Annotated in this window: 8 protein-coding genes; 4 read left to right on the top strand and 4 right to left on the bottom strand. The window is 67.2% G+C overall.

What is annotated here, in order from left to right; translation table 11 throughout:
* The 4 genes from tssI to tssJ all read right to left on the bottom strand — a co-directional run.
* Positions 1-6,265 (bottom strand): type VI secretion system tip protein TssI/VgrG (tssI, locus tag MHZ91_RS21910; RefSeq protein ID WP_239215682.1); only part of this gene is annotated, 6,265 nt, incomplete at its 3' end.
* A 101-nt stretch (positions 6,266-6,366) separates the two neighbouring features.
* Positions 6,367-7,146, bottom strand: a complete 780-nt coding sequence (locus MHZ91_RS21905; RefSeq protein WP_175123334.1) for a DotU family type IV/VI secretion system protein — start codon at positions 7,144-7,146, stop codon at positions 6,367-6,369.
* A gap of 16 nt (positions 7,147-7,162) precedes the next feature.
* Positions 7,163-8,509, bottom strand: coding sequence for a type VI secretion system baseplate subunit TssK (gene tssK, locus MHZ91_RS21900; protein WP_175123333.1), 1,347 nt, complete (start codon positions 8,507-8,509; stop codon positions 7,163-7,165).
* Between the two features lie 83 nt (positions 8,510-8,592).
* Positions 8,593-9,210, bottom strand: a complete 618-nt coding sequence (gene tssJ / locus MHZ91_RS21895) for a type VI secretion system lipoprotein TssJ (protein ID WP_239215681.1) — start codon at positions 9,208-9,210, stop codon at positions 8,593-8,595.
* A gap of 156 nt (positions 9,211-9,366) precedes the next feature.
* On the opposite strand from tssJ, the gene MHZ91_RS21890 reads away from it, so the two are divergent.
* The 4 genes from MHZ91_RS21890 (at position 9,367) to MHZ91_RS21875 (ending at position 12,659) form a co-directional block, all read left to right on the top strand.
* Entirely contained in the window at positions 9,367-10,038 is a 672-nt protein-coding gene (locus MHZ91_RS21890) for a tetratricopeptide repeat protein (RefSeq protein ID WP_239215680.1), read from the top strand.
* Positions 10,039-10,105: 67 nt separating this feature from the next.
* The gene (gene tssB / locus MHZ91_RS21885) at positions 10,106-10,621 is read left to right on the top strand and encodes a type VI secretion system contractile sheath small subunit (protein ID WP_008168611.1); all 516 of its coding nucleotides are present in this window, start codon (positions 10,106-10,108) and stop codon (positions 10,619-10,621) included.
* Positions 10,614-12,107, top strand: a complete 1,494-nt coding sequence (gene tssC, locus MHZ91_RS21880; protein WP_175123331.1) for a type VI secretion system contractile sheath large subunit — start codon at positions 10,614-10,616, stop codon at positions 12,105-12,107. The genes tssB and tssC overlap by 8 nt, the downstream gene beginning before the upstream one ends.
* Before the next feature lie 48 nt (positions 12,108-12,155).
* A complete protein-coding gene (locus MHZ91_RS21875; protein ID WP_105237422.1) occupies positions 12,156-12,659 on the top strand; it encodes an Hcp family type VI secretion system effector in 504 nt (167 codons plus the stop codon).
* Positions 12,660-12,710: the final 51 nt, after the last annotated feature.

The following is a 12,710-nucleotide window of genomic DNA, read 5'->3' as shown; positions in this document are numbered from 1 at the left end:
GCGTGGCGCCCGGGGGGGAGGTGGGGGTGGCGGCTGCGCCGGTTCCGATGGTGGTGCCGGTGCTTGTGCCTGCGGTTGCGGTTGCCCCGGCGCCTGCGGCTGCTCCTGCCCCTGCACCCGCGGTGGCTCCTGTAGACGTGCCAGCGCCAGCGCCAGCGCCAACGTCAGCACCTGCTGCGCCGCCCGCTTGAGGGTTTGTTCCAACGCCAGCATCCGCGCCCGCTCCCATGCCAACGTCCGCCGTTGCTCCGGCGTCAGCATTCGTCGCGGCAGGCGTGGATGCTGTGGCGCCCGTGTTCGCGCCCGGACCAGCATCCGTGCCCGATCCTGTGTTGCCCGCATCGATATTTGCGTGGGTGCTGGGGCCTGGGGGCGCGCCAACGGCTGCATCAGCGCCCGCACCTGCTCCTGTCATCGTGCCGTCTGCGCCTGGCGCTCCCGTCACGCTTGCGGAGGAAGACCCGACGGTCGGTGACACTTCAGCGCCCGGCGCTGCCGTGGCCCCGGCGACGGAACCAACGGCCGGCGCCGTGCCTGCCGTCGCGTTGCCGCCGGAGGCCGCGCCGACGGCGGCGCTCGTCCCCGCGATGCCTGCCCCGGCCGACGGCTGCACATCGGGCAGCCCGGCGCTTTGCGGCAGCCCCGCTCCTTGCGGCAGTCCCGCTCCTTGCGGCAGCCCGGCGCCTTGCGGCAAGCCCGCTCCTTGCGGTAACCCGGCGCCTTGCGGCAATCCTGCCGTGCCGGCCTCCGGCACGAAGCCCGGCGTTTGCATCGAGGCTTGCGGCAGGGACGTCGCGGCGGCGGACGAAACATCGGTTGCCGGCAGCATCGTCGCTTCGCTCATGACGGCGTCAGGCGCGGAGGCCGAGGGCGCATGCTGCGCGAATGCGCCTGTCGAGGACATCGCGGCAGCGGCGCCGCCTTGTGCCGGCGCGGACACGGCCGCCGAAAAGTCTTCGGTCATGGCGTCGCCAGCGGATATTCCGGACGCGGCGCTGCCGGAAGGCGAAGCCATGGAGGGAAGATCCGAAGCGCCGGGCAGGCCGCCTTCCACCGTGGATGCGGAGGTCAGCGGGCCGGCATGGCCGGCTGCCGACGCCGTTGTGCCAAGCAGGCTGCCCGCGCCCGCGGCCAATGAGGCGAGCAGGGCCGCATTCGGCAGCGCCGTGGTGCTCGCCGTGTTGTCGCGGTGAGAACCGGATTGCGCGTTGCCGGTCTTGGCGTCGTGGGAAGCGTGCGGGAGCGTGGCTGAGCCGTCCGCTGCCTGTGCGCGCGCGGACGGCGCGGCGGTCGCGTTGGACTGTCCCGAACGGCCTGCGCCAAGCAGGGCCAGCGCGGACAGCGCGGCTGTTTTCGATTCGGAATGCCGATCGTGCGCGGCGGGCGTTGCCTCGCCGTGTGTCGGCGTTCCGTATTGGTCGGGGTTCTCAATGGAGGCAGCGGAGCTGGTCGCGGCGCTGCGCGGTTCATCGGCGGTGTGGGCTTCATCGGCACGACGGCTGACGCCTTCGCTGTCGGCTTGCGACGACGCTTGTGCCGACATCGCGTGGGCCAATGTCGCCAGCATGCCAGCAGACGCGATCGGTGCGCTGGTTTGGCGGGCGCCCGAAGACGCGACGTTGGCAAAGCCCGCGAGCAGGGACGGCTGGGCGTCGAAGCGAGAGACGGCGTCCTCTGGCCGGACGGAGCGCTTGATGTCTGCGGCGTAAGCGGAGTCCGCCGGACTCGCCGAATTCGCTGCGGCCGTGGCGGCAAACGGAGCAGCCGTTTCCGAACCCGGGGCGTCCGTGGCTGCACGCGCGCCACTTGCGCTCGGCTGGGGCTCGCGCGAGGCTTGGACCTTGCCGCCAACCGTGCCGGCGGCAACGCCTGCGGCCATCGTCGCGCCAGCCGCTGCGCCCATTGCATCCAGAATGGGCCTTGCTGTTGCGCTCGCACCCGCGGCGTCGCTCGCGAGACCCGCGCCGGCGATCGCTGCTGGCGAACGCGCGATGGTTTGCGTCGCGATGCTTGCATCGGTTGCCGGGTTCGCGAGCGCCTTGTCTGCAAATGCTCCGGACGATCCCGCTAGAGATGGTGCGGCACTGCCTGCGTCGGCGGCATGGTTTGCGAGACCCATGTCCGCGAATGCGCCAGACGTTCCCTCGACGGTGCCCGTCGCCAGGTTTGCGCTGGTCATGCTGTGCGCGACGCTTGCGCCAACCGACGGGTCCACCGCTGCGAGCGGCAGCTCTGCCGCCGAGCCCGCGCCTTGGACATCAAGCGCGGGACTCGCGAATTGCGCGCCGGCGTTCATGGCCGCCGCGGACGGATTCACGCCCGCCCCGCCAGCGGTCAGACCTGCGACCGTGCCGGCTCCGGCGGTGCTGGCGGCCAGCCCCCCGCCGGCCCCGGCCGGCAGGGTGTTGGCGGCTACGCCTGCCGCCGCGCCCGTGGCAGAGACGGCGGAAGCGCTCACCGCTGCGGTTGCGCTGCCTGCCGCCGCGCCGGAACTCGAGGCGGTGGCTGGTGTCGTCGCGGATTGCGTCGGCGTTGCGTTGGCGGACGCTGTCGACGCTGCGGAGGGCGCGTCAGCGGCTGCCGACGTGACATTCGGCGCAGATGCTGCCGATTCAGGCGCTGATGGCGAAGTCGCTGACGACGCCGATGCCGTTGTCTGTGCGGATGCGGATGGCGTTGCCGGAGCGGAACCCGATGCCGATGCCGAGGCAGGCGCCGACGCCTCGGCGGAATTCTGTGTGGAGGTCGGCGCCGATGCAGGCGACGCAGCGGCATCCGCCGTCGTGGCCGAGCTGTTGGCGGCGGGCGATGCCGCAGCGGGTTGCGACGCCTGCGCGGTTGTTGCGCCGCCTGCAGCGGCAGGCCCGCCAGACGTGGCGCCAGGGCCACCAGCAGCGCTTGCCGCGGGTGTCGAGCTTGCGCTTGTTTGCGCACTATCGGCAACACCGGCTGGGGCAGCCGCTTCACCCGCCGTGCCAACAGCCGCACCAGCACCAGCACCAGCACCAGCACCAGCACCAGCACCAGCACCCAATCCCCCCGCCACGCCAGCACCCGCTCCGCCAGCGCCGCTCCCGATCCCCGCCAATCCGGCGGCGCTGCTGATCATCTTCGACGCGCCTTCGGGTGCGACGGAGGCCAGCATGTCGGTGGCGGCCGGCAGCGCGGACATGGGGTTCTTGACGAGTTCAGCCGCCTTGGAAACCGCGCCCGCAGCAGAAGCGGCGCCGTCGATCAGGCCGCCCGCGCCGGGCGCCACGCTACCCAGCAATCCCTTGGCTGCCGGCAGCGCCAACATGGGGTTGGCAACCATGGCCTGCGCCTGCGACACCATACCCATGGTGTTCTTCGCCGTAGTCAGCAGGCCGCCGACGGCAGGGCTGGCGTTGCCCAGCAGCCCGGGGGCGGCTGACAGCGCGCTCATCGGATTCTTTGCCATGCCGGCCAGCGCATTGGCCTGGCCGGCCAGTTGCGACAGTTTGCCGGCTGCACCTGCAGCGGTCTTGCCCAGGTCGCTCAAGCCGCTCGGCACCATGTCGCCCAATCCGCCCAGGCCACCGCCCGCGCCCGCAGCACCCGCCGCGCCGCCAAAGCCCGCCATCAGGCTCGTACCGGCCTTCTTGGCGGCGGTGGCGAACACGCCGTCCTTGTGCACCAGTTCCGCGCTGATGATGAGCGGATCATCCACCGTCGTGCTGGGCAGGGCCGGCAGGCTGGCGGCATCGCTGCCGGGGCCGACGAAGTTGTGCGTGGCGCCTTTGACCGAGAACAGGCCGGGCCCCTTGAACACGATGTCCGCGCCATCGAGCGTGACGCTGCCGCCGGCGGCCTGCAACGTGACGCGCTGGTTGCCAAGGATCTCGATCCCTTCGGCCGACGAGGTCACGGTGATGTCCTGCCCGGCCAGCGCTTCCAGGATGTCGGTGTGGGCGTGCAGGGAGACGGGCGCCTGCGCCGAGATGGCGCGCAGCGGGCCCTGCTGCGCGAACACGCTGGCGGACTTGGCCGAGACGGCTGCATACGTCTGCGTGGCCGCGACATGGGCATCGGACTGCGCGGTGGCATGCAGGTGTTCGCCCGCATGCAGCACGGCGCTGGCCGGTGTGGCAAGGTTCAGCGAGTTCGGCGCGTCGACCAGCAGGTGCGGCCCGTCGATGCGTTCGATGTCGGCCTCGGCCATGCGTTGGCCGTTGATCGCCTTGCCTGCCGCCTGGCCATTGACCTGGCGGGCGTAGCGGCCGTCCTGCTCGGGATCCAGGGCCTTGATGAGATCGTCATAGCCCTCGGCGGCCGCCAGGGGCCGCGCCTGGTGCTGGCCCGCACTGTCGTTGAGCCGGCGCGAGGCGTCCTGCGCGCCGCGCAGCAACAGCAGCGCTTCGTTGATATCGGCCTGTGTCGACTTGCCCTGCTCGCGTGCCGTGGCCGACACCAGCAGGCCCTGGCCCGAGCGCAGCACGGCCCAGGCGTCCGTGCGCAGTTCGAAGCCCGTGCCGCGCCATTGGCCGCGGCTGGCGTCGTCCAGACCCTGTTCCACCAGATAGCCCAGGCCCAGTTGCGTGGCGGCGGTGGAACTTGCCAGGCGCGTGCGCAGCTTGCCCTTGGTGTCGTCGAAGACCCACTGGTTGCGGCCGGCGCCGTCCAGTCCCTGGCTATGCCACCCGCTGAGCACGCCCGCGTGGTTGGCGTCGCCGTTCTCTCCCGCGGACCAGGGCGGCAGATCCGCGTCGTTGTATAGCTGGCCCGCCACAACGGGCTGATCGATATCGCCGTCGATGAACTCGACGATGACTTCGGTGCCGCCACGCGGTAGATGATGAGCGCCCCAGTTTGGCCCGGCCTGCGCGCTGGCCACGCGCAGCCAGGTGCCGGACCGGTCGTCGCCGGGCGCGTTGCCGCTGGCGTCGCCATGGGAGCGATGCGGCAGGCCGCCCGTCAACGGCTTCTCGCCGCGTTGCCACGGAAACTGCACCTTCACGCGCAGGTCGCGGTCGGACGTGATGGGCGCGTCGGTGGCGCTGACCACCACGGCGGCCAGGCTCTCGGGCGCCGTGGGGCGGGGGCGCCAGGCCGGCATGAGCGCTGCCGCCTCCGGCTGCGCGCGGAAGCGGTTGCGATAGGTGCCGCGCTCCATGTCCGGCGTGTTCAGGACCTGTGCGGCTTGTCCGCCCAGGTTGTTGGTCGCTTCGTGCGTGACGTCGAGCAGCACGTACCGGTTGCCGGCAAGCTCATCAATGGCCTCTTTGCCGCCGCCCTGCGCATAACGGTCATGCTGGCTCAGCGCGAACACCCGGCCCGGGGCAAGCGAGCGGGCCGTGCCGGCGCCCTCGAAGCGCACCAGCCGCGACTCGTGCGCGCGCATCGCACGCGCCGCGCTCTGTTCGGCGGCATCGTCGTCGGCGTACTGGCCGTGGCCCGCGTAGTCATAGTCTTCCAGCACGGGCAGCGCCTCGACGACCACCTGCGACTGCAACTGCGCGGCATGCGCGGTCAACGAGCGCTCGTTCCACGCCGCGCGCGCCACGCTGCCCGGACGCACGGATTGAACGGCGGAAAAGCGCGTGATGGTGTCGCTGGTCTCCGTGGCGTCGCTGCGGTGAAAGCGCAGGGGTGACGCCGGGTCTTCCGGACGCGCCGCATCCGCATCGAAGATCACCACGCGGTGGCGTGCGCCGCCGCCGGCGCTTTCGCCATCGTCCTGCTGGTGCTCGAACCTGTAGCACAGGCCGGCCTGCGCCAGAATGCGCTCCACGAACGCCAGGTCCGATTCGCGGTATTGGGTGCAGATCGCACGAGGCGGCAGCGCGTCGGTGAGTTCGAAGGCGAACGCGGCCTGGGGATAATCCGAAAACACCTCGCTGACGATGTCCTGCACCGACAGGTCCTGATAGATGAAGCTGTCGCGGCGCAGCGCCAGCGCCGCCATCCACGGCGCGGCGTGCAGGCGGTAACGGGCCAGGCCGCCATCGGCGCCCAGCGCGTCCGCGCCTTCTACCACCGCGTGCCAGTGCCGCATCGAGCCGTCGGCCTGCAGCAGGCTGACGGTGATCTCCTTGCCCAGCAAGGCCGCCACGTCCAATTCCGCGCTGGCCGCCAGGCAATCCAGCGTCATCGAGAACAGCCGCGAGACGCCCTCGGACAGGCTCATGTGCTCGATGACCAGTTCCGCATCAAGCGCGGTGGTCAGGCGCAGCAAGCGGGCTTGTTGCGACAGGGTGGCGATGTTCAGCGTGGAATAGGCCGGGGCATTGGAAGGCGAGGCGTTCATAGGGCTGGGCGGTATTCGTTTGGCGGAGCCAGAGGCGCGCGGGTGCGCCGGAAGGAACGGGCCCTCTCATGCGTGGCCCGCCCGGGTCTTGCGTGCCGCCGCTAGGGCAGCGAAATCGTCAGGTGCGCGGCACGCGGACCCAGCTTGACGATGTCGTGATAGGGTGCCATCGCGGTCTGCATTTCGGTGTTCAGGAAGTGGCCCATGCCCAGGAAGGCGAGCAGGCCCAGCAATGCGAACAACGCCATGATCGACCAGAGCGGCACGTCGCGCTTGAGCGTGTGCGCCACCTTGTCGGGCAGCGGCCAGTGCGGCGCGAAGCCGGTGCGCTTGCCGCGCAACAGGGCGATCTCGTCGCCCAGGCGCGCCGTCAGATACCCCAGCTTTTCCTGGCCTTCGATCAGGTACTTGCCCTGGAAGCCCAGCAGCAGGCACATGTAATAGATCTCCAGCGATTGCAGGCGCGGCGCGCCCTGCGCGCGCAGATCCTCCAGCCGGGCGAAGAAGTTCTCGCCCGCCAGTTGCTCGCCAAAGAGCGCAAGCTGCAGCGGCTGAAGCATCCAGGCGTCGCGGATCGCGAAACCGGAATTGAGCACGGTCTCGTCCACGGCGGCACAGAACGCGTACTTGGTCGCGTACACGTCCTCGGCGGGAATATCCATTTTCTTGGCGGCGCGCTCGTAGTCCGCCAGGAACTGCTGCACGTGGGCGGAGAAGGCGGCCGCGTCGGCGGGCTCCTGGCCGCTCTTGAGCAAAAACAGCATCAGGAAGCCGTCGTACATCAGATCCAGCAACGACCTGGCGGGACGGCTAGCGTGAAAGGCCGCCGCGTGCGGCGGCAGCGTTGCGCCAGGCATCAGGGAGGGGGCGTCAGCAGTCATGGCGGTGTCGTTCCTGTCAGCGAGTCACTGCGATCAGATCCAGCTTCAGTTCGGGAATCCCGGCGGGGGCATAGATGGCAATGCTTCGCGCCTGCAGCATGCGGTCATACAGCGAACCGCGCGTCTGCAACGCGAAATAGACAGCGCCCGGCTTGACGGGCACGGCGGGCGGCACCTGCGGCGTATAGGACAGCGGCACGCCCGGCATGGCGGACAGCACCAGCTTGTCCACGTCTTCCGGCGCGCCCACCTTGAAGCGCATGGGCACGCTCTCGGCCAGTTCAGCGGCGGGCATCGCGGCCTGCACCGCCAGATACAGCGAGGTGGTCTCGTCCAGCTTTTCGGAATCGAGGCGGCCCATGTGGAACGAGGGGCGCAACTCTTCGAGCACGATCGAGAAGTACCGGGTCGAGATCACGGTTTCGAGCAGGTCGCGCAGGATCTCGTCCATGCGGGCGAACGCCGGTCCGGGCGCATCGTGGCGATACACGGGAAGATCCGCCAGCGTGTGCACCTTGGAAAAGGTCATCAACGCGCCCGCCAGCCGCGCCAGTTCCTGAAACAGGCGCTCGGGATGCAGTTGCGGGTGATGGAACAGGTGCGACAGCGTGGCGTAGGCCTCGTTTGCGGTGTGCAGCAGCCAGAACGAGGCGACGTCGCCGGAGCGGAACTCGATGATGTTCTTGCTGGGTTCGCGATGAAAACCGTAGAGCGCGTTGACCTTGGCCTGCAAGGCGTCGAGCAGCCGCCGGAGCAGCTCGTGCAGGGCGCCCGAGGCAGTAAGCGACAGGCTGGGCGCAATGAAGGTCGTATCCAGTTCATAGCTGGCGTTGGCCGTGCGCCGCACACGCGCCACGGGAATCGCCAGCAGTTCGTCGCGCGGTTCGAATTCGGAGATCAGGCGCACGTCCTTGCGCAGGAATGCGAGCTCGGCGGAGGCCGCGCCGGTGTAGAGATCGGGGGCGGGGGTATTGCTGTGCGTGTAGCGGGAATCGAAGCTGCCCGACGTCTGGGCGTCGCGGTAGTTGCCGCCGATTGCCTTCAAGGGATGGATCGCCAGATAGAACACGGCTTCGGTCACGCCATCCAGCGCGGTCAACGCGACAGGCGGTGGAAGTTCATCGCCGTGCGGCGCGCTGTAGAGTTCGCCGTCCGGAAACACGGCGCTCATTTCGGTGGCGCGCAGCATGCCGTTGGCGAGCGCCGAGGCATCGAAACGCGCAGAGCGAAGACCCCATGCATAGGGGTGCAACACGCGGGCCATTTCGGCCAGCCGATCTTCGTGATACGCATCCTGCCGCTGGAAATGCTGCGGCCGGAGGAACAGACCTTCGCCCCAAAGGACTTTGGCGGAGTAACTCAAAATACGCGCTCCCTGTTTCGTCTTTCCTGGTTTCTCTTATTGCTTTAAGAATTGAAGGATGTGCGGCGGGCGGCTTTGATGCTTCAGCCCGGACACTGCACGCCGGACAGGCGTGACGGGTCGTAGCCGGGCACCCCCGCAGGCAACGTGGGGCGGCCCTTGGCCACCGTCAGCGCGCAGGCATGCGCGCCCAGTACGATGCCGTCGTCTTCAACATTCTCGACTTTGAATACGTACTTCCAACGCAAGGGCGCGGGTGCATAGAACAGCCCGGCGACAGCGATGTAATCGGCTTGCTTGGGGACTTTTTCGACGGTTTCGTAACGCTGTCCCGGCGTGAGCGTGAGCTCGCGCGAACCCAGCATTGATTCCCCCAGCGCTGCCTTTTCCCCGGCAGTGTCTATCAATTGCGTGAGCGGCGCACGCTGGAATGGCTCAGGATTCTTCAGGTAGTATATTTTTGTAACGACCGCCATTGCCTGGCCGGCGCCGGCATTCAAATTTTCTCCGGCGTGAATCGCCAGGTTTACTTCCACAGGCGCGTTTTCGGGCTTTTTCAGGCCCGCCATCTCCATCGCATTGCCCGTCAAACCGGCCACCGCGCCGATGGCCGAAACGGCTGCACATCCAGTAAGGACGGTGCTCGCGAGCGCACACGACAACCCCGTGAACAAACGTGATAAACGGATATGTTTGGACATGGCTCTTTATACCGGAAGTGTGTGAAGCAATACAGATCACGGCACGATACGTGCAAATTCGACGCAAGTAACATGAAGAAACGTGCTGTAGCGCTGCACTAACAAAAGGTTGATGAAATACGGCCCCTGGTTACAACCTTGCTAGGTCCTTAAAAAATGCCCTTCTTCCGCCTCGTTGTCATCGCAGGTGTCGTTGCATTGATGACCGGCTGTGTGTCGGTCAAGCCGCAGTCCGAAGCCGAGTACAAGCAGTCCCTGGCCGACGCCGAAAAGACGTTGGCGCAGAAAGACGCTGACCAGGCTGTCGCGCAATTTGAAGAGATCGCGCAGCGCAATCCGTCCAAGGGCGAACCCTGGTCCTACATTGCAAAGATCCGCTTCGACCAGCAGAAGTACGGGCAGGCGATCGTGGCCGCCGACGAAACGTTGAGCCGCGATCCGGATGACTTCGTGGCCAAGACGGTGCGCGCCGTCGGTGGCCTGCGCGTGGCCATGCAGTCCCTGGCCGATGTGCGCGCCGACGCGCTGCTGGCCGGCAATGCCCGCCCGGACGCCGTTGCACTTGCCGAGGCAATGCGTGAAACGCTGGGCCAGGACGTCCTGTTTCCCGAGGGACGCCGCCCGCCGCCCCGGCCGCGCCAACCGCGCAAGGTGGATCCGGCACCCGCAGTCAAACCGGCAGCGGCGCTGCCCACTGCAGGGGCGCCCGCCGCAGGATCGCCCGCCGCATCCCCCGCCGCGTCCCCGTCTTCGCAACAACCCGCCAGCCCGCCTGCCCAGCAGCCCAATCGCGCGCCGAATCCGTTCGGCGACCTGCTGACCAAATGATTCGCCTTGGGGCGCCGCCCTGGCGTCTCCTCGACCGACAGACAAGATCCTTTGCACGGAGCCGTCCATGGCCAAGAAAGAAAGCGTTCAGAAACGATTGCAGAAAGTCCGTCCGCCGCGCGTTCAGCTCACGTATGACGTGGAGAAGGGCGACGCCATCGAACAGAAGGAGCTTCCCTTCGTGGTCGGCGTGGTGGGCGACTTCTCTGCGCAGTCCGAGGCCGAGCTGCCCCGTCTGAAGGACCGCAAGTTCGTCAACATCGACGTCGACAACTTCGACGACGTGATGCGGGGGCTGGAGCCCCGCGCGGCGTACCGCGTGAAGAACCGCCTGACTGATGAAGGCGGCACGTTCGGCGTCGACATGAAATTCCGCTCCATCGAGGACTTCCGTCCGGAAGCCGTCGTGCAGCAGGTGGATCCGCTGCGCGAGCTGCTCGACATCCGCACCAAGCTGGCCGATCTGCGCAACAAGCTTGCCGGCAACGACAAGCTGGAAGACCTGCTGGGCGAAGTGCTGACCAGCACCGAAAAGCTGCAACAGCTCACCAGCGAGACCGACAAGGGAGGCCGCAATGAGTAATTCCGCCGCCGCACAAAACACCGCCGCCACCGCCACCGAAGCGCAAAGCGGGCTGCTGGACCAGATCGTCGAGCAAAGCCGCGTCGCCAAATCCACCGCCGAGCACGACCGCGCCAAGGACATCATCGGCGAGCTGGTGCGTGAGGTGATGAAGGGCACCGTCGTCGTGTCCGACAATCTGTCGGCCATGCTGGACGCGCGCGTCGCCGAGCTCGACCGCCTGATCTCGGCCCAGCTCAGCGAAGTGATGCACGCGCCCGAGTTCCAGAAGCTGGAGAGCACCTGGCGCGGCCTGCACTACCTGTGCCAGGAGACCGACACCAGCCCGATGCTGAAGATCAAGGTGCTGAACACCACCAAGCGCGACCTGGTGCGTGATTTCCAGACCGCGATCGACTTCGATCAGAGCCTGATGTTCAAGAAGGTGTACGAAGAGGAATTCGGCACGTTCGGCGGTGCGCCGTTCGGGGCGCTGCTGGGCAATTTCGAGATCACGCGCCAGCCCGAGGACATGTATTTCATCGAGCAGATGTCGCACGTGGCGGCCGCGTCGCACGCGCCGTTCATCGCGTCGGCGTCGCCGGAGCTGCTGGGGTTGGACAGCTTTGCCGATCTGGGTCGCCCGCGCGATCTGGCCAAGGTGTTCGATACCGTCGAATACACCAAATGGCGCAGCTTCCGCGATTCGGAAGATTCGCGCTACGTCGGCCTGACCATGCCGCGCTTTCTGGGCCGCCTGCCGTACGACCCGGTGGAAGGCACCACGGTCGAAGGCTTCAACTTCGTCGAGGACGTGGACGGCACCGACCATTCCAAGTACCTCTGGTGCAACGCCGCGTGGGCCTTCGGCGCTCGCTTGACGGCGGCATTTGCGGACTTCGGCTGGTGCGCGGCGATCCGCGGCGTCGAAGGCGGCGGCCTGGTCGAGAATCTGCCCACGCATACGTTCAAGACGGACGACGGCGAAATCGCACTCAAGTGCCCGACCGAGATCGCCATCACTGACCGGCGCGAAAAGGAACTGAGCGATCAGGGCCTGATCCCGCTGGTGCATTGCAAGAATTCGGATTACGCCGCCTTCTTTGGCGCCCAATCGGTGCAGAAGGCCAAGAAGTACAACACGGACAGCGCCAACGCCAACGCGGTGTTGTCGGCGCAGCTGCAATACATCTTCTCGGTATCGCGCGTGGCGCACTACCTGAAGGCGATGATGCGCGACAAGATCGGCAGCTTCGCATCGGCGCAGTCCGTAGAGAGTTTCCTGAATCGCTGGGTATCGCAGTACGTGCTGCTGGACGACAACGCGACGCAGGAACAAAAGGCGCAGTTCCCGCTGCGCGAAGCATCGGTGCAAGTGGCCGAGGTGCCAGGCCGCCCTGGCGTCTTCCGTGCCGTGGCGTTCCTGCGGCCGCATTTCCAGCTTGACGAACTCTCGATCTCGTTGCGCCTGGTCGCCGAATTGCCGGCGCAGGCCCAGAAATCCTGAGCGTCATTGCACTGACAACTCATCCATCATCTGAAGAGGCTATCAACAATGAAGGACATCTACGTCAAGTTCGGCAATCCGGCGCTCAAGGGCGAGTCGCAGGACAAGGACCATCCGGACTGGATCGAAGTCAGTTCGTGGCGCCACGAGATCATCCAGCCGCGTTCGGCCACCGCATCGACCTCGGGCGGCCATACCGCCGAGCGCACCGAACACGGCGAAATGGTCTTCACCAAGGATCTGGACGTTGTCAGCCCGCTGCTGTATCAGCACGCGTCGGGCGGCACCACCTTTGACGAAGTGACCATCGACTTCCTGCGCGCCGACGGCGAGGGCAACCGCGTCAAGTACCTGGAGATCAAGCTCAAGTACGTGATCATTGCTCGCGTGGCGCCGGAAGTCGTGGCCGAAGGCCTGCCGCACGAAACGTTCTCGCTGAAGTACGCCGCCGTGCAGTGGAAGTACACGCAGCAGAAGGTGGGCGGCAATCAGGGCGGCAACGCCCAGGGCGCCTGGAGCCTGACCAAGAACGACAAGACCTACTCGGTCTGATCTCCGCCGGGCAGGCACGAAGACCGCGGCCCGAGAGGGTCGCCGTCCTTC

This window comes from Achromobacter sp. ACRQX (assembly GCF_022346505.1).
Lineage (GTDB): Bacteria > Pseudomonadota > Gammaproteobacteria > Burkholderiales > Burkholderiaceae_B > Achromobacter > Achromobacter animicus.
The sequence above is the reverse complement of the archived record's forward strand: the minus strand, read 5'-3'. Positions and strand labels throughout refer to the sequence as shown.

Coding starts and splice junctions, on each gene's coding strand:
- MHZ91_RS21905 (WP_175123334.1), bottom strand. CDS start 7,146: ATGACTGCTGACGCCCCCTCCCTGATGCCTGGCGCAACGCTGCCGCCG.
- tssJ (WP_239215681.1), bottom strand. CDS start 9,210: ATGTCCAAACATATCCGTTTATCACGTTTGTTCACGGGGTTGTCGTGT.
- MHZ91_RS21890 (WP_239215680.1), top strand. CDS start 9,367: ATGCCCTTCTTCCGCCTCGTTGTCATCGCAGGTGTCGTTGCATTGATG.
- tssB (WP_008168611.1), top strand. CDS start 10,106: ATGGCCAAGAAAGAAAGCGTTCAGAAACGATTGCAGAAAGTCCGTCCG.
- tssC (WP_175123331.1), top strand. CDS start 10,614: ATGAGTAATTCCGCCGCCGCACAAAACACCGCCGCCACCGCCACCGAA.
- MHZ91_RS21875 (WP_105237422.1), top strand. CDS start 12,156: ATGAAGGACATCTACGTCAAGTTCGGCAATCCGGCGCTCAAGGGCGAG.